At 62.7% G+C, this 25,532-nt stretch carries 23 protein-coding genes; 6 read left to right on the top strand and 17 right to left on the bottom strand.

Annotation, left to right across the window (positions count from 1 at the left end; genetic code table 11):
• Positions 1-86: 86 nt before the first annotated feature.
• A complete protein-coding gene (rpmG, locus tag K6301_RS05575) occupies positions 87-254 on the top strand; it encodes a 50S ribosomal protein L33 (protein WP_134650720.1) in 168 nt (55 codons plus the stop codon).
• A 654-nt stretch (positions 255-908) separates the two neighbouring features.
• Here rpmG and K6301_RS05570 read toward each other — a convergent pair.
• A complete protein-coding gene (locus tag K6301_RS05570; protein WP_247219805.1) occupies positions 909-2,276 on the bottom strand; it encodes a PleD family two-component system response regulator in 1,368 nt (455 codons plus the stop codon).
• A gap of 15 nt (positions 2,277-2,291) precedes the next feature.
• Positions 2,292-2,663 carry a response regulator gene (locus K6301_RS05565; protein WP_003537642.1) on the bottom strand — a complete coding sequence of 124 codons (372 nt, stop codon included), beginning with the start codon at positions 2,661-2,663 and terminating at the stop codon, positions 2,292-2,294.
• Positions 2,664-2,804: 141 nt separating this feature from the next.
• Between K6301_RS05565 and K6301_RS05560 the strand changes: the two genes are divergently transcribed.
• The 3 genes from K6301_RS05560 to K6301_RS05550 all read left to right on the top strand — a co-directional run bounded on the left by K6301_RS05560 (position 2,805) and on the right by K6301_RS05550 (position 6,004).
• Positions 2,805-3,104, top strand: a complete 300-nt coding sequence (locus K6301_RS05560) for a DUF3572 domain-containing protein (RefSeq protein WP_247219803.1) — start codon at positions 2,805-2,807, stop codon at positions 3,102-3,104.
• Positions 3,105-3,215: 111 nt separating this feature from the next.
• On the top strand, positions 3,216-4,562 hold the full coding sequence (locus K6301_RS05555) for a DNA polymerase IV (protein WP_484594000.1): 1,347 nt from the start codon (positions 3,216-3,218) through the stop codon (positions 4,560-4,562).
• Positions 4,563-4,693: 131 nt separating this feature from the next.
• On the top strand, positions 4,694-6,004 hold the full coding sequence (locus tag K6301_RS05550) for a L,D-transpeptidase family protein (protein WP_247219799.1): 1,311 nt from the start codon (positions 4,694-4,696) through the stop codon (positions 6,002-6,004).
• Between the two features lie 65 nt (positions 6,005-6,069).
• Here K6301_RS05550 and K6301_RS05545 read toward each other — a convergent pair whose 3' ends face one another.
• Both K6301_RS05545 and dnaE read right to left on the bottom strand, forming a co-directional pair.
• The gene (locus K6301_RS05545; RefSeq protein ID WP_247219797.1) at positions 6,070-7,014 is read right to left on the bottom strand and encodes a tetratricopeptide repeat protein; all 945 of its coding nucleotides are present in this window, start codon (positions 7,012-7,014) and stop codon (positions 6,070-6,072) included.
• 124 nt (positions 7,015-7,138) lie between these two features.
• The gene (gene dnaE, locus K6301_RS05540) at positions 7,139-10,633 is read right to left on the bottom strand and encodes a DNA polymerase III subunit alpha (protein ID WP_247219795.1); all 3,495 of its coding nucleotides are present in this window, start codon (positions 10,631-10,633) and stop codon (positions 7,139-7,141) included.
• Positions 10,634-10,777: 144 nt separating this feature from the next.
• On the opposite strand from dnaE, the gene K6301_RS05535 reads away from it, so the two are divergent.
• Both K6301_RS05535 and K6301_RS05530 read left to right on the top strand, forming a co-directional pair.
• Entirely contained in the window at positions 10,778-10,981 is a 204-nt protein-coding gene (locus K6301_RS05535; RefSeq protein ID WP_247219793.1) for a hypothetical protein, read from the top strand.
• Positions 10,978-11,556 carry an FG-GAP repeat protein gene (locus K6301_RS05530; RefSeq protein ID WP_247219791.1) on the top strand — a complete coding sequence of 193 codons (579 nt, stop codon included), beginning with the start codon at positions 10,978-10,980 and terminating at the stop codon, positions 11,554-11,556. The genes K6301_RS05535 and K6301_RS05530 overlap by 4 nt, the downstream gene beginning before the upstream one ends.
• 34 nt (positions 11,557-11,590) lie before the next feature.
• Here the strand turns inward: K6301_RS05530 and K6301_RS05525 are convergent, their stop codons facing one another.
• The 13 genes from K6301_RS05525 to nuoI all read right to left on the bottom strand — a co-directional run bounded on the left by K6301_RS05525 (position 11,591) and on the right by nuoI (position 25,526).
• Complete coding sequence (locus tag K6301_RS05525; RefSeq protein ID WP_241596381.1) at positions 11,591-12,277, bottom strand: ABC transporter ATP-binding protein; 687 nt, start codon at positions 12,275-12,277, stop codon at positions 11,591-11,593.
• A gap of 11 nt (positions 12,278-12,288) precedes the next feature.
• Complete coding sequence (locus tag K6301_RS05520; RefSeq protein ID WP_247219790.1) at positions 12,289-13,593, bottom strand: lipoprotein-releasing ABC transporter permease subunit; 1,305 nt, start codon at positions 13,591-13,593, stop codon at positions 12,289-12,291.
• A 36-nt stretch (positions 13,594-13,629) separates the two neighbouring features.
• Positions 13,630-14,958, bottom strand: coding sequence for a proline--tRNA ligase (gene proS / locus K6301_RS05515; RefSeq protein WP_247219787.1), 1,329 nt, complete (start codon positions 14,956-14,958; stop codon positions 13,630-13,632).
• 721 nt (positions 14,959-15,679) lie between these two features.
• Positions 15,680-15,949 carry a DUF1467 family protein gene (locus K6301_RS05510; RefSeq protein WP_247219785.1) on the bottom strand — a complete coding sequence of 90 codons (270 nt, stop codon included), beginning with the start codon at positions 15,947-15,949 and terminating at the stop codon, positions 15,680-15,682.
• Positions 15,950-16,024: 75 nt separating this feature from the next.
• Positions 16,025-16,429, bottom strand: coding sequence for a methylmalonyl-CoA epimerase (gene mce, locus K6301_RS05505; RefSeq protein ID WP_247219782.1), 405 nt, complete (start codon positions 16,427-16,429; stop codon positions 16,025-16,027).
• Between the two features lie 133 nt (positions 16,430-16,562).
• Positions 16,563-18,230, bottom strand: a complete 1,668-nt coding sequence (locus tag K6301_RS05500; RefSeq protein ID WP_134650735.1) for a ribonuclease J — start codon at positions 18,228-18,230, stop codon at positions 16,563-16,565.
• A gap of 15 nt (positions 18,231-18,245) precedes the next feature.
• Positions 18,246-18,986, bottom strand: a complete 741-nt coding sequence (locus K6301_RS05495) for a biotin--[acetyl-CoA-carboxylase] ligase (protein WP_247219779.1) — start codon at positions 18,984-18,986, stop codon at positions 18,246-18,248.
• A 23-nt stretch (positions 18,987-19,009) separates the two neighbouring features.
• Positions 19,010-20,452, bottom strand: a complete 1,443-nt coding sequence (gene nuoN, locus K6301_RS05490; protein WP_247219777.1) for an NADH-quinone oxidoreductase subunit NuoN — start codon at positions 20,450-20,452, stop codon at positions 19,010-19,012.
• Positions 20,453-20,468: 16 nt separating this feature from the next.
• Positions 20,469-21,983 (bottom strand): NADH-quinone oxidoreductase subunit M, encoded by a 1,515-nt coding sequence (locus K6301_RS05485; protein WP_247219775.1) that lies wholly within the window; start codon positions 21,981-21,983, stop codon positions 20,469-20,471.
• On the bottom strand, positions 21,983-23,980 hold the full coding sequence (gene nuoL / locus K6301_RS05480) for an NADH-quinone oxidoreductase subunit L (RefSeq protein WP_247219773.1): 1,998 nt from the start codon (positions 23,978-23,980) through the stop codon (positions 21,983-21,985). The genes K6301_RS05485 and nuoL overlap by 1 nt, the downstream gene beginning before the upstream one ends.
• Before the next feature lie 7 nt (positions 23,981-23,987).
• Positions 23,988-24,296, bottom strand: coding sequence for an NADH-quinone oxidoreductase subunit NuoK (gene nuoK, locus K6301_RS05475; RefSeq protein WP_241596402.1), 309 nt, complete (start codon positions 24,294-24,296; stop codon positions 23,988-23,990).
• Positions 24,297-24,321: 25 nt separating this feature from the next.
• On the bottom strand, positions 24,322-24,936 hold the full coding sequence (locus K6301_RS05470; RefSeq protein ID WP_160871388.1) for an NADH-quinone oxidoreductase subunit J: 615 nt from the start codon (positions 24,934-24,936) through the stop codon (positions 24,322-24,324).
• A gap of 98 nt (positions 24,937-25,034) precedes the next feature.
• Entirely contained in the window at positions 25,035-25,526 is a 492-nt protein-coding gene (nuoI, locus tag K6301_RS05465) for an NADH-quinone oxidoreductase subunit NuoI (RefSeq protein WP_023513863.1), read from the bottom strand.
• Between the last annotated feature and the right edge of the window lie 6 nt (positions 25,527-25,532).

Raw genomic sequence — 25,532 nt, 5'->3', positions numbered from 1 at the left:
GCGCTATTTGTAGTTTCCGCGCAGATTTAAAGCCGTGGAGCAGACTGGCTGTCCGCGGCTTCGTTTTTCATAAAGGCAGGACGACCATGGCCAAGGCTACCACCATCAAGATCAAGCTGCTGTCGACGGCCGACACCGGTTTCTTCTACGTAACCAAGAAGAACAGCCGTACGATGACGGACAAGATGTCCAAGACGAAGTACGACCCAATCGCCAAGAAGCACGTCGAATTCAAGGAAACCAAGATCAAGTAATCTTGGGACCCTGAGTGGTTCGCAAAGGCGCGGGGCGGAAACGCCCGGCGCCTTTTTCTTTTGCGGAAATTCCGGCATTCTTTACGTAAGCCGAATCGAAAACGCCGCCCTCCTTGCGGAGAGCGGCGCGGAATTGGGGGTCGGTCAGGCACGACGACGGCACGAGGATTCCGTAGTTGTCGTTACTGACCGACCGACCCCACGACCCAGGAGATGCGGCGGACCTAGCATCATGGGGTAACCGGTTGTACGGGATCATATCCCGTCCACGAGTTGAGCATCGCCCGGAAACGAAAAAAAATCAACGAATTCTTAACGCTCCACCACCCGTGCGTTGTCTCATAGTTAATCGCCGTCCGATTTTCTGTCACGAAAACGAGACAGTTTGCGACGCCGTTGCAACCAAGTGGTGAAGAGGACAAAAGCCGAACACATCAGAAGCCGCATGCACGGCCTGATTGCACAATCGACAAGATATTGATAAATTTCGGCAAAATGAAACCACGGCGCTATAGCCAGATTTCACTACAGCGGAAGACGCTTGCGCAATACGTTCCCGGGTCGTGAGCCGGCTTCTTAATTTTGGCAGCCGGTATAAAAAGTCTATCCGGCCGGCAGCGCCGAGATGGCTGTGGACAAAGGTCGCAGTGCCGTTCAGGCCGCCGCTGCCACGACCCGATTGCGGCCGGAACGCTTGGCTTCATAGAGCGCGTTGTCGGCACGTTTCAGCAGCGCATCCGGGGTGTCACCACCTGGCAGCATGGCGGCAATGCCGAGCGATGCCGTCACGGAAAGAGCAACATCCGTGCCCGGGATGCGGAACGGCTCGGACTCGACGATCGCGCGCAGGCGTTCTGCAACGCCGGCCGCCATGTCCGGTGTCGTGTCGGGCATGACCAGCACGAATTCCTCCCCGCCATAGCGGCAGGCGAGATCGGCGCCGCGCACGGCCGAACGGACGCGGCTTGCAAATTCCCTGAGCACGACATCCCCGGCGTCATGGCCATAGGTGTCATTGACGAGCTTGAAGCGATCGATGTCGGTAATGCACACGGAGAGCGCCCTGCCCCGTGCGGTGGCACGGTCGATCAGAAGCTTGAGGTGGTTGTCGAGATAACGACGGTTGTGCAAACCTGTCAGCCCGTCGGTGACGGCAAGCTCGATCGTCTGGCGCACGCTGGCGCGCAGGCGGTCGTTGCAACGCTTGCGGCGGATCTGCGTGAGGCTGCGGGCGATCAGCTCGTTGGGATCGATCGGCCGCATGATATAATCCGTCACGCCCAGATCGAGCGCGCGCACGATCAGGTCGTCATCGCCCTGCTCGGCGATCAGCAGGATCGGCAGGAAGCGCGTGCGCTCGAGCGACCGCAGCTGCGAGCAGAGGCGAAGAGGATCGTAATCCTCGAAATTGGCGTTGACGATGACGAGTTCGAAATTGCTCTCCGCGGCCTGGAACACCGCCGCCTGCGGATCGGACATGCAGGTGACCTCGGCAATCGGCTTCAAGGCGCGCGCGATGCGGTCCTGCGAACTGCCGCGCCCGTCGACGAGCAGGATGTCGCCGGGCTCGTCGCCCAGGCCGGTGTCCAGCCCGTCCTCCAGCGAGATGGCGCGGGCGGTGGCTGCGCGCAGACGCAGTTCGTCCGTCAGCATCTTGAGGCGAACGAGGCTCTTGACGCGCGACATGAGCTGCAGGTCGTTGACCGGCTTGGTCAGGAAATCGTCGGCGCCGGCCTTCAGGCCGCGCACGCGGTCGGACGGCTGGTCGAGCGCCGTGACCATGACGACGGGAATATGCGCGGTCCGCGGATTGGCCTTCAGCCGCTCGCAGACCTCGAAACCGTCGATGCCCGGCATCATGATGTCGAGAAGGATCAGATCGACCTGGGTACGCTCGCAGATCGACAGCGCGTCGTAACCGTTCTCGGCCGTCAGGACATCGAAATACTCCGCAAGAAGCCGCGCTTCGAGCAGCTTCACGTTTGCCGGGATGTCGTCGACGACGAGGATGCGTGCGGTCATTCTGCGGCCCCTCGCTCAGGCGTCGCCGAGATAGGTCTTGATGGTTTCGATGAACTTCGGCACGGAAATGGGCTTGGAGACATAGGCCTCGCAACCGCCCTGGCGAATGCGCTCCTCGTCACCCTTCATCGCGAATGCGGTGACGGCGATGACGGGAATGACGTGAAGCTCGTCATCCTCTTTCAGCCATTTGGTGACTTCAAGTCCAGACACTTCCGGAAGCTGGATGTCCATCAGGATCAGGTCCGGGCGGTGCTTGCGCGCCAGTTCGAGGGCTTCCATGCCGTTGCGGGTCTGAATGGTCGCATAACCGGACGCCTCGATAAGGTCCCGGAAGAGCTTCATATTCAGCTCGTTATCCTCGACAATCATGACCTGTTTGGGCATCGTGCGTCCCTGTTCCTCTGACCGGCCTTGCAAGCTTCCGACAGATAGATAAGTTGCGGCGGAGCCGAATTCAGCCAGCCGGACGACATTCACATTAGCGGCACTTGGTTGATTAAAAGGTAAATTTCCCGAGGAAAAACGATGAAGAGCCAGAAAGAGACAGCGGCGGTAGAGAGCTCCGAATCGACCGCCATCGCCATCCTCGGCTGGCTTGCCGGTGAGCCGGAACTGCTTTCCCGTTTCCTTTCGCTGACGGGCGTCCTGCCATCGGACGTGCGCCATGCGATGGACGATCCCGGCTTTCGCGCCGGCCTCGTCGATTTCCTGATGGCGCATGAGCCCACCCTTCTCGACTTCTGCGCGGCAACCGGCACGCAGCCGGAAACCGTCGTGGCGGCCCATGCCGTCTTGTCGGGACCGCACGGCGACATCGATTTTTGACCGGCGACGACACCCGCCGTGCCTGTGCACTGCGCGACGTCAGGCGACAGCCCGTCTTGAGACTCATGAACTTACGCGGTAATGTCGCGATGTTCAACTTTTGTTCCTGACATGCGCTCCGCTGCCACGCGATTTCCGGGTTTCTGCCGCGACTGCCTCTCCGGGCAGGCGGCCGACCTGCGCCGCTGTCGTGCCTGCGGCAGCCCGCGCCTTATTTACCACCCCGAACTCGACGACCTGACGCTGGCCCATATCGACTGCGACGCCTTCTATGCGGCGATCGAGAAACGTGACAATCCCGAACTGGCGGACAGGCCCGTCATCATCGGTGGCGGCAAGCGCGGCGTGGTGTCGACCGCCTGTTATGTCGCGCGCATCCATGGCGTGCGCTCGGCCATGCCGATGTTCAAGGCGCTGGAAGCCTGCCCCGACGCGGTGGTGATCCGGCCCGACATGGAGAAGTATGCGCGTGTCGGCCGGCAGATACGCACCATGATGCAGGAACTGACGCCGCTGGTGCAGCCGCTGTCGATCGACGAGGCCTTCCTGGAGCTGAAAGGCACCGAGCGGCTGCATCACGATACCCCGGCCCGCGTGCTCGCCCGCTTCGCGCAGCGGGTCGAGAAGGAGGTGGGCATCACCATCTCCATCGGCCTGTCCTATTGCAAGTTCCTCGCCAAGGTCGCCTCCGATCTCAACAAGCCGCGCGGCTTTTCCGTCATCGGCGAGGCGGAGGCGCTCGCCTTCCTCAAGGACAAGCCGGTTCGCGTCATCTGGGGTGTCGGAAAGGCCTTCGCGCAGACCCTGGAGAGCGACGGCATCCGCACCGTCGGCCAGCTCCAGACCATGGAGGAGACGGACCTGATGCGGCGCTACGGCATCATGGGCAAGCGCCTCTTCAACCTCTCCCGCGGGCAGGACGACCGCGAGGTCCACGCCAATGAAGCGGCCAAGAGCGTATCGGCGGAAACCACCTTCTTCGACGATATCTGGCGCTATGACGATCTTGTCGCCCATCTTCGCCAGTTGAGCGAAAAGGTCGCGAGCCGCCTGCGCAAGTCGCAGATCGCCGGCCATACGGTGGTGCTCAAGCTCAAGAGTGCCGATTTCAAGAGCCGGACGCGCAACCGCAAGCTCGAGGACCCCACCATGCTGGCCGACCGGATCTTCCGCACCGGCATGGAGCTTCTGCGCAAGGAAGCCGACGGCACGAAGTACCGGCTCATCGGCATCGGCGTCAGCGACCTCACGGATTCCGGCCGCGCCGACCCGCCCGACCTGGTCGATCCCGCCGCCAGCCGCCGCGCCGCGGCCGAAGCAGCGATGAACACGCTGCGCGACAAGTTCGGCAAGGCAAGCGTGGAGACCGGCTACACGTTCGGCCGCTCCGGCCCCGAGCGAACTCACGGAAAAGTGAGCCTGAAGGCCGTGGGGAAATTCGACGACCCGAGCGAATAAATCCCGGCAAACCGGCGTTTTCCTCTGTATCGGGATGGCACGGCAGGGGACATCGGAACGGTGCATCAAGTGTTCCTTAAACCGGATGCACTAGGATTATCCCCGGTTTGTATTGCGTACGGGTGGGTTACATGAAGTTTCGTCTTGCCGCTGGCATGAGCATTCTAGGACTGATGCTGAGTTGTACGAGCGCCCTTGGCGGCACGCTCGAAGGGCCGCTCCAGATCGTGGTGTCCAAGGATCTCCAGGAATTGAAGATCTACGATGGCGGCGTGGTCGTGGCGACCTCGCGCGTTTCCACCGGCAAGGCCGGCCACTCGACACCGACGGGCATCTTCTCCATTCTCGAAAAGAAGCGCACGCACTTCTCCAACATCTATGATAGCGCGCCGATGCCCTTCATGCAGCGGCTGACCTGGTCGGGAATCGCGCTGCACGCCTCCAACAGCGTGCCCTCCTACCCGGCTTCGCACGGCTGCGTGCGCCTGCCCAACGATTTCGCCAAGACGCTGTTTTCCGCCACCCGTCGTGGCGGGCATGTCCTGATCTCCGACCGGGACGTCGCGCCGCAACGCGTGGTTCATGCCGCGCTCTTCAAGCCTTCCATCGTCGTGCCGGATACGCCCCTGCTTTCCGATGCCGGCCTGCGGCCCGCGCTGATCGAGGCCGGCGACAAGAGCGTCGAGGTCGCGATGACCGAGCCCAAGCCGTCGGCGGTCGAGCCCGTCGTCGTCAAGACCGAGCAGGACCCGATCCGCATCCTGATCACCCGCCGCGGCGAGCGCGAAGCGCTGCTCGACCTGCAGGCGCTGCTCAACACGCTGGGTTACGACGCCGGCGTACCGGACGGCCGCCACGGCAAGCAGACGATCACGGCCATCCGCGCCTTCCAGCTGGCGGAGGGATTGAAGGAGGACGGCATGGCGACGCCTGCGCTCGTTGCCGCCGTCTATGCCAAAGCCGGCAAGGGTGCACCGCCGAACGGCCAGATCCTCGTGCGGCAGAAGTTCAAGCCGCTCGTTGAGGAAGCGATCACCATCCGCCAGCCGGAGGTGGCACTGGGCACGCATTTCCTGCTCGCGCGCGCCGTCGATGCCGACAAGGGCACGGCCGAATGGTACGGCGTTAGCATGGACAACCAGCTGCCGCGATCGGCCCTGAAGCGGCTCGGAATCACCACCGAGGCGGACGCGAGCGCGCCGGACGCAATCGCCCGCACGCTGGACCGGCTGGATATCCCCGAGGACATGCGCAACCGCATTTCCGGTCTGATGGGCGAAGGCGCGTCGCTGTCCATTTCCGACACGGGGCTTGGCCCAGAAACCGGCGACGGGACCGACTTCATCACCATCACGCGCAAGGTGCAGAAGGCCGACGCGTCCGTCACACAGGGCAGCAGGAAATCGAAAAAGAAAAAGTCATCGGTGACGGTCATCGACTGACGTTCGGCAGCGATGTTAACCAGGGCCACCCGGCATCCGGCGGGTGGCCTTTTGCTTTGCGTGTTTCACTCGCCAAGGCGGCGCAGCAGCTCGTCGTAATCCTCCTGCGCCGTCGCCAGCTGGGCCTTGTCGCCGGCCGCGCGCAGACGCTCGATCCGGGTCAGCATGAAGGCCTTGGCGTCCTCCTTCCGCCCTAATTCGTAGGCGAGCACGCCGCGCTGGAACAGCAGGTCCTGCACCGTATCGAGGTCGTTATCCGCCTCGGCGATGGCCAGCACACGTTCCAGATACGGCTCCGCCTCCTGCTTGCGGCCCATCGCGTGCAGGTTCTGCGCGAGATTGGTCAGCACGGTCGTGAGGTTGGGGTGGCTTTTGCCGTATATCTTCTCGCCGCGGGCGAGCACATCGAGATTGAGCGTGTAGGCCTGCTCGTAGAGCTTCGCCTCGTGCAGCTGGTAGGCCTGCTTCTGGCGCACACCGGCACGCTGGTCGTCGCTGTAGCCGTCGTAACGGTCGGCGATCAGTGCCGCCTTGCCATATTGCTCGGCGGACAGTGCGTGGCTGGCGCTGTTGCCGGGGATCTTCGCGTAACCACCGAGCAGTTCGGCATAGAGATAGCGGTCTTGAAGCTGGCGCTTTAGCGGTCGGCTGTCGCTGTCCGCCAGTGTCATGAGCTCCGCCAAGGCATCAATTCCATCTTCAAACGGAACGACAGAAGAGCGGCTCGTGACGAGACCGATCATCGACAGGATGTCGCGGCGTTCGTCGATCAAATCCTGCCGCTTGCCGACATAGGCACGCAAGACCTTCAGCTCTTCCACCGCGTCGGTGCCGCTGAACTGCACGTTCTCGTCGTCGACGCGGCTGCGCATCAGCGCGACGCGCTGGCGCAGTTGCGCATCATCGGCCGGTGCGGCCTGCTTTTCGATGGTGATCGTCTCGCGTTCTGCCATGGCAATAGACGGAAGGCTGAGGACGGCGAAGAGGCAGTACACAAGGGCAGCGCGCAATCGCATCCGTTTCCTCCGGTTCCCTGTTGATGGTTACAGGTCAGGAATTGGCAAACGACGCCCTGAAGATCAAGACCGCAAACCGTCTTTTTGGACGGTCCGGGCGGCAGCGCAACGCGACCGCCTAGACCAACTCGACATCAAGCACGCCCGGCGCCGAGCGCAGGGCGGCTGCGATTTCGGGGGAGATGCGGAAGCGCTCATTGAGTTCGACCTCGATTTCGCGCTGGCCGTTGTCCTTGATGACGATGAAGGACACGAGGCCGTCTCCCTTGGTGTTGAGATGGGCGGCGATGGACCGTAGCGGACCGGAATCGCGCACATAGACGCGCAGCGCCTTCTGCGTCTGCAACGCTTCCTCCTCCAGCGAGCGCAGCGTCTGGATGCGCAGGCCGATGCCTTCCGGCCGCTCCTCCGCCTGGACCGTCATGACCAGCGATTTGCCGGGCTCCAGCAGGTCGCGGTACTGGTTCAGCATTTCGGAAAACAGCACGGCCTCGAACTGGCCGGAGGAATCCGAGAAGGCGACGATGCCCATCTTGTTGCCGGTGCGCGTCTTGCGCTCCTGCTTGGAGGTGACGGTGCCGGCCAGGCGGCCGGCCGTCGCGCCGCGCTTTACCGCGACGGAGAAGTCGCCGTAGGTCTGTACGCGCATCTTCGACAGGATGGGTGCATAGGTATCGAGCGGGTGGGCCGAAAGATAGAAGCCGAGCACCTGGAACTCGCGGTGCAGCTTTTCCGAGGCAAGCCACGGCGTGTAGGCCGGCAGCGTGATGACCTCGGGTCCCGTCGCGGCCCCCATGCCGAAAATGTCGCCCTGCCCGCTCGTCTTGTTCTCCTGGGCGCGCTGGGCTGCGCCGAGCAGCCGGTCCAGGCCGGCGATCATCGCCGCCCGGTCATGGCCGAAGCAATCGAAGGCGCCGGCAATGATGAGGCTTTCGAAGACTCGGCGGTTGACGAATTTCGGATCGATGCGGGTGCAGAAATCCTCCAGGCTCTTGAACGGCGTCGTGCCGCGCACCTCGACGATGTGCTGCACCGCCGCCTCGCCGACACCCTTGATGGCGGCGAGCGCATAATAGATGCGGTTCTCGCCCGTTTCGAAATGCGCAAAGGACGTCTGGACCGACGGCGGAATGACCGCGATGCCGAGACGCCCGGCATCCTGCCGGAAGTCGTTCAGCTTGTCGGTGTTGGACATATCGTAGGTCATCGACGCGGCGAGGAACTCGACCGGGTAATGCGCCTTCAGATAGGCCGTTTGGTAGGAGACGATGGCGTAGGCCGCGGCGTGGGACTTGTTGAAGCCGTAATTGGCGAACTTGGCAAGCAGGTCGAAGATCAAGTCGGACTGCGGCTTGGACACGCCGTTCCTGACCGCGCCCTCGACGAAACGGGCGCGCTGCTTGTCCATCTCCTCCTTGATCTTCTTGCCCATGGCGCGGCGCAGCAGGTCGGCTTCGCCGAGCGAATAGCCCGAGAGCACCTGGGCGATCTGCATCACCTGCTCTTGGTAGACGATAACGCCCTGGGTCTCCTTGAGCAGGTGGTCGATCATCGGGTGGATCGACTCGATCTCCTCTTCGCCGTGCTTGCGCGCATTGTAGACCGGGATGTTTTCCATCGGCCCCGGACGATAGAGCGCGACGAGCGCGATGATGTCCTCGATGCAGTCGGGCCGCATGCCGATCAGCGCCTTGCGCATGCCGGCACTTTCCACCTGGAACACGCCGACCGTTTCGCCGCGCGAGAGCATTTCGTAGGTGAGCTGGTCGTCGAGCGGCAGGCTTTCGAGCTTGACCTCGATGCCGCGCTTGCGAATGAAGTCGACAGCGGTTTTCAGGACGGTGAGCGTCTTCAGGCCGAGGAAGTCGAACTTCACGAGGCCGGCCTGCTCCACCCACTTCATGTTGAACTGGGTGACGGGCATGTCGGAACGCGGATCTCGGTACATCGGGACGAGCTGCGACAGCGGCCGGTCGCCGATCACGATGCCGGCGGCGTGCGTGGAGGCGTGCCGGTAGAGGCCCTCGATCTTCTGGGCGATGTCGAGCAGGCGCGCGACGACCGGCTCCTTCTCCGCCTCTTCCTGCAGCTTGGGCTCCTCCTCGATCGCCTTGTAGAGCGGCGTCGGGTTGGCCGGGTTGTTCGGCACGAGCTTGCAGATCTTGTCGACCTGTCCATAGGGCATTTCCAGCACGCGGCCGACGTCGCGCAGCGCGGCGCGTGCCTGCAGCGATCCGAAGGTGATGATCTGTGCCACCTGCTCGCGGCCGTATTTCTGCTGCACGTAGCGGATCACCTCTTCGCGGCGGTCCTGGCAGAAGTCGATGTCGAAGTCGGGCATCGAGACGCGTTCCGGATTGAGGAAGCGTTCGAAGAGCAGCGAGAAACGCAGCGGATCGACGTCGGTGATGGTGAGCGCATAGGCAACAAGCGAGCCCGCGCCCGAACCACGGCCCGGCCCGACGGGAATATTGTGCTGCTTGGCCCATTTGATGAAGTCGGCAACGATGAGGAAGTAGCCGGGAAATTTCATGCGCTCGATAACGCTGAGTTCAAAATCCAGCCGCTCGCGGTAATCCTGCTCGGTGTAACCCGGCGACAGCCCCAGAAGGGCCATGCGGTTCTCAAGACCTTCCACCGATTGCCGGCGCAACTCCGCCGATTCGGCCCGTTCGGCCTCTTCCGGATCATCCGTGGCGCCGGTGAAGCGCGGCAGGATGGGGCTGCGCGTCTTGAGAACGAAGGAGCAGCGCTGCGCGATCTCAACCGTGTTCTCCAGGGCCTCCGGCAGATCGGCAAACAGCGCCGCCATATCCTTGCGGCTCTTGAGGTAGTGATCGGGCGACAGGCGGAAACGGTTATCATCCGACACCATGGCGTTGTGCGCGACCGCCATCAGCGCATCGTGCGCATCGTAATCGTCCGGCGCGGGGAAGAAGGGCTCGTTGGTCGCGACCAACGGCAAATCTTCGGCATAGGCGAGTTCGACCATGCGCCGCTCGTGCTGCCGGTCGTAACGGCCGTGGCGCTGCAATTCGATATAGAGGCGGTCGCCGAAGGCCGCCTTCAGCGCCTTGAGCCGCGCCTTGGCGACGGCCGGCTGGCCGGCGAGATACGCCATGTCGACGGGCCCGCCGAGCGCACCGGTCAGCGCGATCAGCCCCTCCGTGCCGTCTTCCAGCCAGCTCCTCGCGATGCGAACCGACTGGCCGCTCTCGCCGCCGAGATAGGCGCGGCTGACAAGCTCCACCAGGCGGATATAACCGGCATCGGTCGCCGCCAAAAGCACGATCGACGGCAGCTTGACGAGCTGCGCCTGCGAGCCGCGCCGCTCCCCCTCGCCTTCGTCTTCCATGTCGATCGACAGCTGGCAGCCGATCAGCGGCTGGATCCCGTCGCCGACCGCCTTCTGCGAAAACTCGAGCGCGGCGAACAGGTTGTTCGTGTCGGTGATGGCGATGGCCGGCTGCTGGTCGGACACCGCCTTGCCGATGATCTTCTTGATCGGCAAGGCGCCCTCGAGCAGCGAGAACGCCGAATGCACGCGCAGATGCACGAACTGCGGCGTTTCCGCGATCTTCTCGTTGCCTGCGCCCGGTGCCGCTTCCGCCATCTGCTTCGTCCTTTCAATCAGGCAGGAAGCTTAAGCGGATTCGCACCCGCCTCGTCCAGACGGTTCTTGCCCTTGCACCCGATATCCACGCGGCAAGGCGCATTCCATTGACGGATGCGGCGAAAATGTCAGATGCCGAAGAGAATGACGGAGAAGCTGGCGACGAACATTGCCATGGTGGTGAAGGCTGCGAGATCGCGAAGAAAGTCGGTCATTGGTGTCTCCCTTTCCTTTTATGTTTTTATTTTGTTCCACTATTGTTCTCGTGTCAACAGTTTTCCACAGCCCCTCTGGACCGCCGCCGCCAAGCGCAATACGGTCTGGCCGATCAACGGAGAATTGAGATGAAGTCGTTTGCCGCCGCCCTGCTGTTTTCAACGACCGTTCTGCCCGCCGGCGCGATCGCCGCCGACTTTCCGGCAGAGCGCATCATCGCCATGGCAAGTGGCGACTGGAACAAGGACGGAACCGCGGATCTCGCCGTCATCGCGACGCCGGAAAACGACGGCGACGACAACGGGCTCTATGTCTATCTGGCCAAACCGAACGAAAGCCGGCTGACAGTCGCCCTGTCGCTGCCCAACACCGTCTGGGGCAGCCTCACGCTGTTCGGCCAGGAGCCGGAGCTTGCCGCACTCGCCAACGGCTCCTTCACGCTGTCGACGAAGAACGAGACCATCGGCCGCGACCGTTGGCGCCAGTCGCTCACCATCGCCTATCGCAACTTCGATTTCATCGTGGCGGGCTACACCTTCAACTCCTACGACACGCTGAACCCCGACGGCGGGCAGGAATGCGACCTGAACGTTCTGACCGGCAAGGGAAAGAGCAGCGGCCGGCCGGTGGCCGGCCAGGCGCAGTTCGTTCTCCTGAAGGATTGGAAGGACGATATCGGCCGCTCGATCTGCGGCCTCGACAACTGATCCTGACGCGCGTCACCGCACGCCGGTTGCGGCCTCAGGCGAGTTCGCGCACGAGGCCGTCTTCGATCGTCACGCGGCGGTCCATCAGGCCGGCGAGCTCATGGTTGTGCGTGGCAATCATCGCGGCAAGACCGGACTGGCGGGCAAGCGCCTCCAGCGCCTCGAAGACGTAGCCGGCGGTTTCCGGGTCGAGATTGCCGGTGGGCTCGTCGGCCAGAAGCAGAAGCGGTGCGTTGGCCACGGCGCGGGCAATCGCCACGCGCTGCTGCTCGCCGCCGGAAAGCTCCGAGGGGCGATGGTCGGCACGGTGGCCGATGCGCATGTAATCGAGCAGCTGCGCTGCGCGCTCGCGCGCTTCCGCCTTGGTGAGGCCGGAAATGAGCTGCGGCATCATGATGTTTTCGAGTGCCGTAAATTCCGGCAGCAGGTGGTGGAACTGGTATACGAAGCCGATCTCGCCGCGGCGGATGGCCGTGCGCTCGTCATCGCCGAGCGTCGCGCAGGAATGGCCGTTGACGAGAACCTCGCCCGCATCGGGCTTTTCCAGCAGGCCCGCGATATGCAGCAGCGTCGATTTTCCGGTGCCGGATGGGGCGACGAGCGCGACCGTCTCGCCGCTCCGCAGCGTGAAATCGGCGCCGCGCAGGATCGACAGCGTGGTTTCGCCCTGGCCATAGTGCCGTTCGATGCCCTTCAGTTCCAAAGCGACGCGCGCATTCATGCGTTCTGTTCCTATTCGTACCGAAGGGCCTGGACGGGATCGAGCTTGGAGGCGCGCCAGGCGGGGAAGATCGTCGCGAGGAACGACAGCGCCAGCGCCATGACGACCACCGATACCGTCTCCCCGGCATTCATGTCGGCGGGCAGCTGGCTCAGGAAGTAGAGTTCCGGGTTGAACAGCGTCGTGCCCGATATCCAGGAGAAGAACTGGCGGATGGATTCGACGTTGAGGCAGACGACGACGCCGAGCAGCACGCCCGCGAACGTGCCGACCGTACCGATGGCCGCGCCCGTCATGAAGAAGATGCGCATGATGGCGCCCGACGTCGCCCCCATGGTGCGCAGGATCGCGATGTCGCTGCCCTTGTCCTTCACCAGCATGATCAGGCCGGAAATGATGTTGAGCGCCGCGACCAGCACGATCAGCGTCAGGATCATGAACATGACGTTGCGCTCGACCTCGAGTGCCGAGAAGAACGTCTTGTTGCGCTGGCGCCAGTCGGTGATGAATATCTGCCGCTCCGCGGCCGCCTCCAGCGGCTGGCGAAGTTCATCGACCGCATCCGGGTTCGACACGAACAGCTCGATCGACTGCACGATGCCTTCGGCATTGAAATAGAGCTGCGCTTCTTCGAGCGGCATGTAGATGATCGACGCATCGTATTCCGACATGCCGATCTCGAAGATCGCCGAAACCGTATAGGTCTTTACACGCGGGTTGACGCCGAGCGGCGTCACGTCGCCCTCCGGCGCGACGAGCGTGATCTGCCCGCCCGCGCTGAGCCCCAGCTGCTCGGCCATGCGCGCGCCGATCGCCACGCCGCCCGTGGCGAAGCCGACGAGATCGCCTTCCTTGATGTGATCGGAGACGGCCTTCATCTTGGCGAGATCTTCCGGACGCACGCCGCGCACCAGCGCGCCGGTGCCCGCGCCTGCCGTGCCTGAGGCCAGCGTCTGGCCCTCGACGAGCGGGATCGCCATGGTGACGCCGGCCACTTTCGAAAGCCTCTCGGCCAGCTGCCCGTAGTTGGTCAGCGGCGTATCGATCGGCTGAACGATCATATGGCCATTGATGCCGAGAATGCGGGAGATCAGCTCCGTGCGGAAACCGTTCATGACCGCCATGACGATGATGAGCGTCGCCACGCCCAGCATGATGCCGATGAAGGAAAAGCCGGCAATGACCGAGATGAAGGCTTCCTTGCGCCGGGAGCGCAGGTAGCGCCAGGCGACCATCCGCTCGAAAGCGGAAAACGGGCGGTTCTTCTTGAAGGCCTGTGCCTCGGATGCAGATGCACCGCTCGCTGCGTCAGCCATGATCTCTCCCGTTGCACCCGGCGCTCTAGCGCCGCATCAATTCCCTGAAGTCAGGCGGTTGATCGCCGCCTCGATGGTCAGCGTCTCGCGTTCGCCGGTCTTGCGATCCTTGATCTCGACCTCGCCGTTGGCGATGCCACGCGGGCCGGCAATGATCTGGACCGGTGAGCCGATCAGATCGGCGGTCGCGAATTTCGCACCCGCGCGCTCGTCCTTGTCGTCGTAGAGAACATCGACGCCGGCGTTCATGAGCGCGTTGTAGATCGTCTCGCAGGCGGTGTCGCAGGCGGCATCGCCCGACTTCATGTTGATGACGATGGCCTCGAAGGGCGCGACGGCCTTCGGCCAGATGATGCCGTTCTCGTCATGGAAGGCTTCGATGATCGCCGGCACGAGACGCGTCGGGCCGATGCCGTAGGAGCCCATATGCACGGCATGTTCCTTGCCGTCGGGGCCCTGGACCTTGGCGCCCATGGCTTCGGAATATTTCGTGCCGAAATAGAAGATGTGACCGACTTCGATGCCGCGCGCCGACAGGCGCTCGCCTTCCGGGATGGCATCGAAGGCTGCGGCGTCGTGCATCTCGGACGTGGCGGCATAGCGCGACGTCCACTTGTCGAAGATCGCCGTCAGGGCCGCAGCATCCTCGAAGTTGGTGTCTTCGGAGGGAATGTCGAGGTCCAGGAAGTCCTTGTGGCAGAACACTTCCGACTCGCCCGTATCGGCCAGGATGATGAATTCGTGGCTGAGGTCGCCGCCGATCGGGCCGGTATCGGCACGCATCGGAATGGCGCGCAGGCCCATGCGCGTGAAGGTGCGCAGATAGGCCGCGAACATGCGGTTATAGGCGTGGACCGCGCCTTCGCGGTTCAGGTCGAAGGAATAGGCGTCCTTCATCAGGAATTCGCGCGAGCGCATGGTGCCGAAACGCGGGCGGATCTCGTCGCGGAACTTCAGCTGGATATGGTAGAGGTTGAGCGGCAGATCCTTGTAGGACTTCACGAACGAGCGGAAGACGTCCGTGATCATCTCCTCGTTGGTCGGGCCGTAGAGCATCGGGCGCTCCTGGCGGTCCTTGATGCGCAGCATTTCCTTGCCATAGGCGTCGTAGCGGCCGCTTTCCTGCCAGAGTTCGGCGGACTGCAGCGTCGGCATCAGAAGCTCGACGGCGCCGGCACGGTTCTGCTCCTCGCGGATGATCGCGGTCACCTTGTCCAGCACGCGCTTGCCGAGCGGCAGCCAGGTGTAGATGCCCTGGGACTGCTGCTTGATCATACCCGCACGCAGCATGAGCCGGTGGGAGACGATTTCAGCCTCCTTGGGATTTTCCTTCAGGATGGGCAGGAAGAAGCGGGAAAGACGCATAAGAGAAGGGTTCCGAACTGACCGAACCGCCCTATGGGGGGAATCGGGCAAAATGACGTTGATTTTCACGCGTTCATAAACGCTTCGCGAAAGGAAGGAAACCCGGCAGGCCTCATGGGCGCGACGGCGCGAAGCACTGTCCACCGCTCTTGGCGGCCCGGAGGAATGTGGCGAAAAAAAGGGGCGAGCAATAACGGAAATTGCGCGCGGCTTGTCAATGGAAAAATTTTATTCCACTGTAGCAAAAATGCAAAAAAACCGGATGACAACGCCTAAGCTTTGGGCTAATTTCAGGTCACAAAACAGGCAGGAAGTGCAAATTCCAGCCAAATTCGCGGTCAAGTCTTGGGAGGATCAGATCTTTGGCGCGCGCAGACGCTGCCACCGCACAACGGATAGAGATCACGCGATACCTGTAAAACAAGGCTTTACGCCTTGTTTTTTTTTGACTTCAGGCCGACCCTTCCCGTTACGTCAGCAGTTTTCGGCGATGTCCACGGGACATAGGCGCGCACCTGCTTAAGCTGCGACACTCGGCCTCACGGGCGCATCTCCGGGCCTTCATCTCCATATCGTCGAAATTCCGCCTGCCCGCGCCATTTAAGGGACGCGTATAACGCCGAAGCGCGCGACGTGCCAAAGGAACGGATTTCCTGGATATCCGCCGAACAGGAATGGAATGCTCCGGCCCTTGGCGGGCCGTTAACATTTGCGGCAGGCGCTATTCGAAGTCGGGATAGAGCTGCGGAAGGGAATCGATGCCGTAGCCGAAGCGCACGGACAGGATATACCAGCCGCCATAGATCAGTGCCGAGACAATGGTGGTCATCAGGACCACACGACCGCCGCGAAAGCGCGCCGGCGCGCTTTCCACGGAGCCGGGCACCACCTCGTTCGCCTCGGCCTGCGTGCGCAGTCCGAACGGCAGGACGGCGAAAAGCGTCATCCACCAGGCGATGAAGTAAACGGCAAAGTAGGAAACGAATTGCATGGGCGGCCCTCGTGCGACAGCGCCCTTTTACGCCGGGCGAGTGCGAAGTTCAAATGGAAGAAGGGCGGCGCGCTGTCACACCTGTTCGAGCTCGACCAGGGTGCCGAGGAAATCCTTGGGATGCAGGAAAAGCACCGGCTTGCCATGCGCGCCGGTTCTGGGGTTCCCGTCGCCCAGCACGCGCGCGCCACCGGCGACCAGCCGGTCACGCGCGGCGAGAATATCGTCCACCTCGTAGCAGATGTGGTGCATGCCGCCCGACGGCGCCTTTTCGAGAAAGGCCGCGATCGGCGATGCCTCGCCCAGCGGCTCGAGCAGTTCGACCTTGGTATTCGGCAGTTCGACGAACACCACCGTCACGCCATGCTCCGGCAGGGCCTGCGCCTGCGATACTTTCGCGCCCAAAGTATCGCGATAGGTCGCCGTGGCCGCGGCGAGGTCCGGCACGGCGATGGCGATGTGATTGACCCTTCCGAGCATGGCATTCTCCTGTGGCCATCCATGTGCCCCCTCATCCGCCTGCCGGCACCTTCTCCCCGCGGGGAGAAGGTGGCCCGAAGGGCCGGATGAGAAGGCCTGAGCGCTTCCGATATCATTCCCCCGACATCGGCAATCAGACCTTGGTCAGGAACACCGTCACGACGGGCTTCTTGCCCCAGATCTCGTTTGCGGTGGAACGCACCGCGCGGCGCACTGCTTCGCGCACCATTTCGAGATCCTTGCGGCGGGCCCGGGGAATGCTTTCGACGGCGCCGAGGATGGCATCATAGAGCGTATCGCCCATATCCTCGCCCTCGTCATCAAACTGCGGCAGGCCGAAGGGCTCGACCTCGGGATCGCCCATGAAATCGTAGCGGCTGTCGAGCAGAACGCTGACGGCGACGTGGCCGACAAAGGCCAACTTGCGCCGCTCGCCGATCCCCATCTCCTCGAAATCGCCGATCAGGTTGCCATCCTTGAAGATGCGGCCGAACGGGGCATGATCCACGACTTCGGGCTCGCCGGGGGCAAGTTTCAGGACGTCGCCATTGCGCACGCGCGGGACCTTGCCGATGCCCGACTGTTCCGCAAGCTCGGCATGCGCCGTCAGGTGCGCGGCTTCGCCGTGCACGGGCACGACGATCTTCGGGCGCACCCAGCCATACATCTGCTGCAGCTCGTGGCGACGGGGGTGGCCCGACACATGCACCAGCGCCTCGGAATCGGTGATGATATGGATGCCCTGCTCGATCAGGCCGTTCTTGATATCGTTGATCGCCTTCTCATTGCCGGGAATGGCGCGCGAGGAGAAGATGATCGTATCGCCGGCGGTGAAGGCGACGTTGCGCATCTCGTCGCGGGCGATCTTGGCCAGCGCCGCGCGCGGCTCGCCCTGGCTGCCGGTCAGGATCACCACGACCTTGTCGCGGGGAATGTAGCCGAACTCGTCCTCGGCGATGAAAGGCTTGATGCCTTCCATCAGGCCGATGTCGCGCGCCACATCCGTCACGCGCTTCATGGAACTGCCGAGCAGCAGCACCTCGCGCCCGGCGGCCTCGGCTGCACGCGCAATCGAGCGGATACGTCCCACATTCGACGAGAAGGTGGTGATGCCGACCCGGCCCTCGGATGCCTCGATGATCTTGGTCAGGCTTTCCGACACCTCGCGCTCGGAGGGCGAAACGCCGTCGCGCAGCGCGTTCGTGCTGTCGCAGATCAGCGCCAGCACGCCCTCGTCGCCGAGCTTGCGGAAGCGCGTCTCGTCCGTCAGCGGACCAAGCGACGGTTCAAGGTCGATCTTCCAGTCGCCGGTATGGACGACCGTGCCGAGCGGCGTCTTGATCGCCAGCGACATGGGCTCGGGGATCGAGTGATTGACGCCGATCGCCTCGATTTCGAAGGGGCCGACATGGATGCGGTCGCCCTGCTTGAAGATCGTGACGGGAATTTCGACGCGGCTGCGCTCGTAGTCGCGCTTGGCCTCCAGCATGCCGGCCGTGAAGGGCGAGGCATAGACCGGCACGTTTAGGCCGGGCCACAGGTCGTTCAGCGCACCGTAATGGTCCTCATGCGCGTGAGTGATGATGATGCCCTTCAGCCGGTCGCGTTCCTTGGCCAGGAAGCGGATATCGGGCAGGACGAGATCGACGCCCGGCAAATCCGGTCCCGGGAAGGTGACGCCGCAATCGACCATGATCCACTGGCGGTTGGCCTTCGGGCCGTAGCCATAGAGCGCCAGGTTCATGCCGATTTCGCCGACGCCGCCAAGCGGCAGGAACACCAGTTCGTCTTCTTGTGCCATCGTGTTCAAAACATCCTATCCAAAAAATACGTCGCCGGCCGCGATCAGTCGCGTGCCGCCGTCATCCGTCTCCAGCTTGAGGAGACCTGTATCATCAATTCCCGCAAAGCGCCCGGAAATCGAACGGTCCGGGAGATTGACCGTTATGTTTTCGCCGATGCCGCCGGCGACCTCTTTCCAGCGTTCCATGATCACGGCGATGCCCTGCCCGCCATCCCACAAGGACAGCGTCTTTGCCATCGACTGGAAGAGATGGGCGAAAAGCTCGTCGGGGGAAGCGGATACGCCGAAATCGCGCAGCGTCGCCACGGGATAGAGGCCCGCCTGCGGGGCCACGGCCACATTGATGCCGATGCCGATGACCAGCGCATGCCGGCCGTCGGCAAGCGTTTCTCCTTCCACCAGGATGCCGCAGACCTTGCGGCGCTCGATGAGGATATCATTCGGCCACTTGATCAGTACATCAGGCGCATCGAGCGGCATCACGCGGCTGATCGCATCCTGTACCGCAACGGCGACGGCGAGCGGCAGGGAGCCGAGACGGTCCATCGGCGCCGCATCGATCAGCAGCAGCGAGGCATAGAGATTGCCGGGCTCGGAGAACCACGCGCGACCGCGCCGCCCGCGACCGCCCGTCTGGCGCACGGCGGTCACCCAGAGACCGGAAAGCGCGCCCTCTCGGGCGCGCTCCAGGCATTCCGTGTTGGTCGAACTCACATCCGTGAGCGCCTCATGCCGGAAGTCGTCAAGCGACATCAGGCGAGGATGACCGGACCGGCTCAAAAGAAGGTCCGTGCCGCCGCTTCGGCTGCGTTGCCGATCGGCCCGCCGATCAGGATATAGCCGAGAACGAAGAGGCCGGAGAGACCGAAGACCAGCTTCAGCTCGCCCGACGTGCGCGCGAATTCGCCGGTCGGCTCATCGAACCACATCACCTTGATGACGCGCAGGTAGTAGTAGGCGCCGACGACCGACGACAGCACGCCGATGATGGCCAGCGCATAGAGATGCGCCTCGATCGCCGCCATGAACACGAAGTACTTGGCGAAGAAGCCGGCCATGGGCGGAATGCCGGCAAGCGAGAACATGAGGACCGTCAGGACGGTCGCCATGAAGGGATTGGTCGAGGACAGGCCCGCGAGGTCGTTGATATCCTCGACATTGCCGCCTTCCTTGCGGCGCATGGCGAGGATGCAGGCGAAGGTGCCGAGCGTCATGACCATGTAGATGAGCATGTAGAGCGCAACGCCGCGCACACCGGCCATGGAGCCGGCGGCAAGGCCGACCAGCGCATAGCCCATATGGCCGATGGAGGAGTAGGCCATCAGGCGCTTGATGTTCCTCTGGCCGATGGCGGCAAACGAACCGAGCAGCATCGAGGCGATCGAGATGAAGACGATGACCTGCTGCCAGTCGGCGACGACCGGCTCGAAGGCATCGATGACGATGCGCACGAGCATGGCCATGGCGGCAACCTTCGGCGCGGCCGCGAAGAAGGCCGTGACCGGGGTCGGCGCGCCTTCATAGACATCCGGCGTCCACATGTGGAACGGCACGGCGGAGATCTTGAAGGCAAGGCCGGCAAGGATGAAGACCAGGCCGAAGACGAGACCGAGCGAGCGGCCCTCGGCGGTCAGCGCGGAGGCGATTTCCTGGAAGCCGATCTGGCCGGTGAAGCCGTAGACCAGCGACATGCCGTAGAGCAGCATGCCCGAAGACAGCGCGCCGAGCACGAAGTACTTCAGGCCGGCTTCCGTCGAGCGCAGGCTTTCGCGGTTGATAGCGGCGACGACATAAAGCGCGAGCGACTGGAGTTCCAGCGCCAGATACAGCGACAGCAGGCTGTTGGCGGAGATCATCAGCAGCATGCCGAGCGTCGACAGCACGATCAGCACCGGGAACTCGAAGCGGTCGAGCTGGTCGGAGCGTGCGTGACCGACCGTCATGACCATGGCCGTGATCGAGCCGATCAGCGCCAGCACCTTCATGAACCGTGCGAACGGGTCGGAGACGAAGGCGCCGCCATAGGCCTGGCCCTCGCCCGTGGCGAGCACCAGCCAGAGACCGGAGATGATGAGCAGCGCGACGGCAAGCCCCGTGACCGTCGTCCCGGAGCGTTCGCCCGAGAAGACACCGATCATCAGCAGGGCCAGGGCGCCAACGGCCAGAATGATCTCCGGCATCGAGAGCTGCAGGCTGGCGAGGATTGTATCAGCAGTCATGTCTAGGGTCCCGTCGTCAGTTCGCCAGAAGCGCAACAGATTGCTGCGCCGCTTGCAGAGCCGCGGAATATTGGTTGAGCAGGGCGTCGACCGAAGCCGCCGTCACATCGAAGACCGGTGACGGATAGACACCGAAGAAGATGGTCAGGATGCCCAGCGGATAGAGCAGGAGCTTTTCACGGCCCGAGAGATCGAGCAGCGACTTCAGGCTTTCCTTTTCGAGCGCACCGAAGATCACCCGGCGGTAGAGCCAGAGCGCATAGGCGGCCGAGAGGATGACGCCGGTGGTCGCGAAAAGCGCAACCCAGGTGTTGGCACGGAAGACGCCGAGCAGCGTCATGAACTCGCCGACGAAGCCCGACGTGCCGGGAAGGCCGACATTCGCCATGGTGAACAGCATGAAGGCGACCGCATATTTCGGCATGTTGTTGACGAGACCGCCATAGGCCGAAATCTCGCGGGTATGCAGCCGGTCATAGACCACGCCGACGCAGAGGAAGAGCGCGCCCGAGACGATACCATGCGACAGCATCTGGAAGATGGCGCCCTGCAGGCCCTGCGCGTTCGCCGCGAAGATGCCCATGGTGACGTAGCCCATATGGGCGACCGACGAATAAGCGATCAGCTTCTTGATGTCGTCCTGCATCATCGCCACCAGCGAGGTGTAGATGATGGCGATGACCGACAGCGTAAAGACGAAGGGTGCGAAATAGTCCGAGGCGAGCGGGAACATCGCGAGCGAGAAACGGATGAAACCGTAGCCGCCAAGCTTCAGGAGCACGCCCGCCAGGATGACCGAACCCGCCGTCGGCGCCTGAACGTGCGCGTCGGGAAGCCAGGTATGCACCGGCCACATCGGCATCTTCACCGCGAAGGATGCGAAGAAGGCGAGCCACAGCCAGGTCTGCATATGGGCCGGGAAGTTGTAGGCGAGCAGTTCCGTGATGTCGGTCGTGCCGGCCTGCCAGTACATCGCCATGATGGCGAGCAGCATCAGCACCGAGCCGAGCAGCGTGTAGAGGAAGAACTTGTAGGATGCGTAGACGCGATCCTTGCCGCCCCACACGCCGATGATGATGAACATCGGAATGAGGCCCGCTTCGAAGAACACGTAGAACAGCACGATGTCGAGCGAGACGAAGACGCCGACCATGAACACTTCCAGAAGCAGGAAGGCGATCATGTAGGCCTTCAGGCGCTTCTCGATGGTGTTCCAGCTCGCCAGCACGCAGAACGGCATCAGGAAGGTCGAGAGGATGACGAACAGCATGGAGATGCCGTCGACGCCCAGGTGGTAGGAGATGCCGGTGCCGAGCCATTCATGCTTTTCGGTCATCTGGAAACCGGGGTTCGAATAGTCGAAGCCGATCCAGATGAAGAGCGAGAGCACAAAGGTGAAGACCGTCGTCAGCAGCGCGACATTCAGGATGTTGCGCCGGCCGTACGGGCTGTCTTCACGCGTCAGCAGCAGAAGCGCCACGCCGACGAGCGGGAGAAAGGTGACCGCTGAAAGAATGGGCCAATCGGTCATCAGAGGGAACTCCCGAGCATCATCCAGGTGACGAGTGCTGCAATACCCAGCAGCATCGCGAATGCGTAGTGATAGAGGTAACCGGTCTGGAGACGCACGACACGGTCGGTGACGTCGATGACGCGGGCGGCGACACCGTTCGGGCCGAGACCGTCGATGACGGCGCCGTCACCCTTCTTCCAGAGGAACCGGCCCAGAGCCTTTGCCGAACGCACGAAGAGGAAATCGTACAGTTCGTCGAAGTACCACTTGTTGAGCAGGAACTGGTAGAGGCCGCGGTGCTGCTCCGCCAGGTATTTCGGGGTCTCCGGCGAGCGGATGTACATGTACCAGGCGGTGACGAAGCCGAGTGCCATGGCGGCGAACGGGCTCCACTTCACCCACAGCGGGACGTGGTGGTACTCGTTGACGAGGTCGTTGCCCGGCAGCGTGAACAGAGCGCCCTGCCAGAACTCGGCGTAGTGATGGCCGAAGAAGTACTCGACGAAGATCACACCGGCGAAGATCGCGCCCACGCCCAGAATGTAGAGCGGGATCAGCATCACGGCCGGCGATTCGTGCACGTGGTGCATGACGTCTGCGGACGCGCGCGGCTTGCCGAAGAAGGTCATGAAGGCCAGGCGCCAGGAATAGAAGCTCGTGAAGAGCGCGGCGATGACCAGGAGCACGAAGGCGAATCCGGCGATCGGGCTGTGCGACGCGAAGGTCGATTCGATGATCGCATCCTTCGAGAAGAAGCCGGCGAAGCCGATGACCGTGCCCGGGATGCCGACGCCGGTCAGCGCGAGCGTGCCGATCGTCATCATCCAGAAGGTGATGGGGATGTGCTTGCGCAGGCCACCCATGTAGCGCATGTCCTGCTCGCCATCGACGGCGTGGATGACGGAGCCCGCACCGAGGAACAGCAGGGCCTTGAAGAAGGCGTGCGTGAACAGGTGGAAGACGGCCGCGCCATAGGCGCCGATGCCGAGCGCCACGAACATGTAGCCGAGCTGCGAGCAGGTCGAATAGGCGATGACGCGCTTGATGTCGTTCTGCACGAGGCCGACCGTCGCGGCGAAGAAGGCCGTGATCGCGCCGACGAGCGTGACGACCATCAGGGCGTCATGCGACAGTTCGAAGACCGGCGACATGCGGGCGACGAGGAAGACGCCGGCGGTGACCATGGTCGCGGCATGGATGAGGGCCGAGACCGGGGTCGGGCCTTCCATGGCGTCCGGAAGCCAGGTGTGCAGCAGGAACTGCGCCGACTTGCCCATCGCGCCCATGAAGAGCAGCAGGCAGGTGGCCGTCAGCGCATGCGACTTGTCGAGCGACATGCCGAACAGGTTGATGACGGGTTCGGCCGCATCCGCAGCCCCTTCGGCCGGCAGATAGGTGGCGGCGGTCGCGAAGATCGTTTCGAAATTGATCGAGCCGAACAGCACGAAGACGCAGGAAATGCCGAGAATGAAGCCGAAGTCACCGACGCGGTTGACGATGAACGCCTTCATGGCGGCCGCACTGGCCGAAGGCTTCTTGTACCAGAAACCGATCAGCAGATAGGACGCCAGGCCCACGCCTTCCCAGCCGAAGAACATCTGCAGCAGGTTGTCGGCAGTCACCAGCATGAGCATGGCGAAGGTGAAGAGCGAGAGATAGGCGAAGAAGCGCGGCCGATGCGGGTCGTGGTGCATATAGCCGATCGAGTAGATGTGCACGAGCGTCGAGACCGTGTTGACCACGACGAACATGACGGCCGTCAGCGTATCGACGCGGAACGCCCATTCGACATCGAGGTTGCCGGACTGGATCCAGCGCAGCACGCTGACCTTGATCATCTCCGCCTCGCCCATGGCGACGTCGAAGAAGACGATCCACGACAGCACGGCGGCGATGATCATGAAGCCGGACGTGACGTATTCCGATGCCTTGGCGCCGATGGCGTTGCCGCCGATGCCGGCGATCAGGAAGCCGATCAGCGGAAGAAAGACGATTGCCTTGATGATGGTATCCATGACCCGATCAGCCCTTCATCACGTTGACGTCTTCGACGGCGATCGAACCGCGGTTACGATAGAAGACGACGAGAATTGCAAGACCGATGGCCGCTTCCGCAGCCGCGACGGTCAGAATGAACAGCGCGAAGACCTGGCCGACGATGTCGTTCAGGAACGCCGAGAACGCGATCATGTTGATGTTGACCGCAAGCAGGATCAGTTCGATCGACATCAGGATGACGATGACGTTCTTCCGGTTGAGGAAGATGCCGAAGACGCCGAGAACGAAGAGGATGGCGCTGACCGTGAGATAGTGGGAAATACCGATTTCCATGATGCTTTTCCTTGTCCGCGCGACCTCAGATACCCTGCCCGGGCTTCACCTTGACCACCTCGACGGCGGTTTCCGGCGTACGGGCAACCTGCTGCGAGATGTTCTGGCGCTTGATGTTTGGCTTGTGGCGCAGCGTCAGCACGATCGCGCCGATCATGGCGACGAGCAGCACGAGGCCGGCGATCTGGAAGAAGTAGACGTAGTGCGTATAGAGCACGTCGCCGAGTGCTGCCGTGTTGGTGCGCTCCGTCACCGGCGGGATCGGCATGGAGACGTTCGAGGCGATCTCCGGCGAAAGCGTCGAACCGCCGATGACGACGATGAGCTCGATGGCCAGGATGACGCCGATGAGCGCGCCGACCGGTGCATATTCAAGCACGCCCGCGCGCAAGGCGGCAAAGTCGATGTCCAGCATCATGACGACGAAGAGGAAGAGGACCGCCACGGCGCCGACATAGACGACCAGCAGGATCATCGCCAGGAACTCGGCGCCGGTCAAAAGGAACAGGCCCGCCGCGTTGAAGAAGGTGAGGATCAGGAACAGCACGGAATAAACCGGGTTCCTCGACGCGATCACCATGAAGGCGGACGCCACCGCCACGAAGGCGAACAGATAGAAGAATAGAGCCTGCAGACCCATTTTGGTGCCTTTTCGTCTTCCCCGGAGAAGGTCCCCCCTCCCCGTCGAAGCCTGACGACCCTCTCGTCAGGCACTTGAAATTCAGTACGCCCCGCCGATCAGCGGTAAGGCGAGTCCATCGCGATGTTGCGGGCGATTTCCCGCTCCCAGCGATCGCCGTTCTCGAGGAGCTTCTGCTTGTCGTAGTAGAGCTCTTCGCGCGTCTCGGTCGAGAACTCGAAGTTCGGACCTTCGACGATGGCGTCGACCGGGCAGGCTTCCTGGCAGAAGCCGCAATAGATGCACTTCACCATGTCGATGTCGTAGCGCACCGTGCGGCGGGTACCGTCGTTGCGGCGCGGACCGGCCTCGATGGTGATGGCCTGAGCAGGACAGATCGCTTCGCACAGCTTGCAGGCGATGCAGCGCTCTTCACCGTTCGGGTAACGGCGCAGCGCATGCTCGCCGCGGAAGCGCGGAGAGACCGGGCCCTTTTCGAAGGGATAGTTCACCGTTGCCTTCGGGCGGAAGAAGTAGCGCATCGACAGGAAGAACGCGCCGACGAATTCCTTGAGGAACAGCGAATTTACGGCTTGCGAAAGACTAGCCATTTCAAG

The organism is Shinella oryzae (assembly GCF_023038235.1).
GTDB lineage: Bacteria > Pseudomonadota > Alphaproteobacteria > Rhizobiales > Rhizobiaceae > Shinella > Shinella sumterensis.
Note: the sequence above shows the minus strand (reverse complement) of the source record. Positions and strands in the feature narration are given on the sequence as shown.

Bases quoted from the DNA above. Each gene is read 5' to 3' on its own strand.
- nuoL (WP_247219773.1), bottom strand. From the start codon at position 23,980: ATGGATACCATCATCAAGGCAATCGTCTTTCTTCCGCTGATCGGCTTC.
- proS (WP_247219787.1), bottom strand. From the start codon at position 14,958: ATGCGTCTTTCCCGCTTCTTCCTGCCCATCCTGAAGGAAAATCCCAAG.
- dnaE (WP_247219795.1), bottom strand. From the start codon at position 10,633: ATGGCGGAAGCGGCACCGGGCGCAGGCAACGAGAAGATCGCGGAAACG.
- K6301_RS05530 (WP_247219791.1), top strand. From the start codon at position 10,978: ATGAAGTCGTTTGCCGCCGCCCTGCTGTTTTCAACGACCGTTCTGCCC.
- K6301_RS05535 (WP_247219793.1), top strand. From the start codon at position 10,778: ATGACGGAGAAGCTGGCGACGAACATTGCCATGGTGGTGAAGGCTGCG.
- K6301_RS05555 (WP_484594000.1), top strand. From the start codon at position 3,216: ATGCGCTCCGCTGCCACGCGATTTCCGGGTTTCTGCCGCGACTGCCTC.
- mce (WP_247219782.1), bottom strand. From the start codon at position 16,429: ATGCTCGGAAGGGTCAATCACATCGCCATCGCCGTGCCGGACCTCGCC.
- K6301_RS05565 (WP_003537642.1), bottom strand. From the start codon at position 2,663: ATGCCCAAACAGGTCATGATTGTCGAGGATAACGAGCTGAATATGAAG.
- K6301_RS05570 (WP_247219805.1), bottom strand. From the start codon at position 2,276: ATGACCGCACGCATCCTCGTCGTCGACGACATCCCGGCAAACGTGAAG.
- K6301_RS05520 (WP_247219790.1), bottom strand. From the start codon at position 13,593: ATGGCTGACGCAGCGAGCGGTGCATCTGCATCCGAGGCACAGGCCTTC.
- K6301_RS05550 (WP_247219799.1), top strand. From the start codon at position 4,694: ATGAAGTTTCGTCTTGCCGCTGGCATGAGCATTCTAGGACTGATGCTG.
- nuoK (WP_241596402.1), bottom strand. From the start codon at position 24,296: ATGGAAATCGGTATTTCCCACTATCTCACGGTCAGCGCCATCCTCTTC.
- K6301_RS05500 (WP_134650735.1), bottom strand. From the start codon at position 18,230: ATGGCACAAGAAGACGAACTGGTGTTCCTGCCGCTTGGCGGCGTCGGC.
- K6301_RS05560 (WP_247219803.1), top strand. From the start codon at position 2,805: ATGAAGAGCCAGAAAGAGACAGCGGCGGTAGAGAGCTCCGAATCGACC.
- K6301_RS05510 (WP_247219785.1), bottom strand. From the start codon at position 15,949: ATGCAATTCGTTTCCTACTTTGCCGTTTACTTCATCGCCTGGTGGATG.
- K6301_RS05470 (WP_160871388.1), bottom strand. From the start codon at position 24,936: ATGGGTCTGCAGGCTCTATTCTTCTATCTGTTCGCCTTCGTGGCGGTG.
- K6301_RS05485 (WP_247219775.1), bottom strand. From the start codon at position 21,983: ATGACCGATTGGCCCATTCTTTCAGCGGTCACCTTTCTCCCGCTCGTC.
- K6301_RS05495 (WP_247219779.1), bottom strand. From the start codon at position 18,986: ATGTCGCTTGACGACTTCCGGCATGAGGCGCTCACGGATGTGAGTTCG.
- nuoN (WP_247219777.1), bottom strand. From the start codon at position 20,452: ATGACTGCTGATACAATCCTCGCCAGCCTGCAGCTCTCGATGCCGGAG.
- rpmG (WP_134650720.1), top strand. From the start codon at position 87: ATGGCCAAGGCTACCACCATCAAGATCAAGCTGCTGTCGACGGCCGAC.
- nuoI (WP_023513863.1), bottom strand. From the start codon at position 25,526: ATGGCTAGTCTTTCGCAAGCCGTAAATTCGCTGTTCCTCAAGGAATTC.
- K6301_RS05525 (WP_241596381.1), bottom strand. From the start codon at position 12,277: ATGAATGCGCGCGTCGCTTTGGAACTGAAGGGCATCGAACGGCACTAT.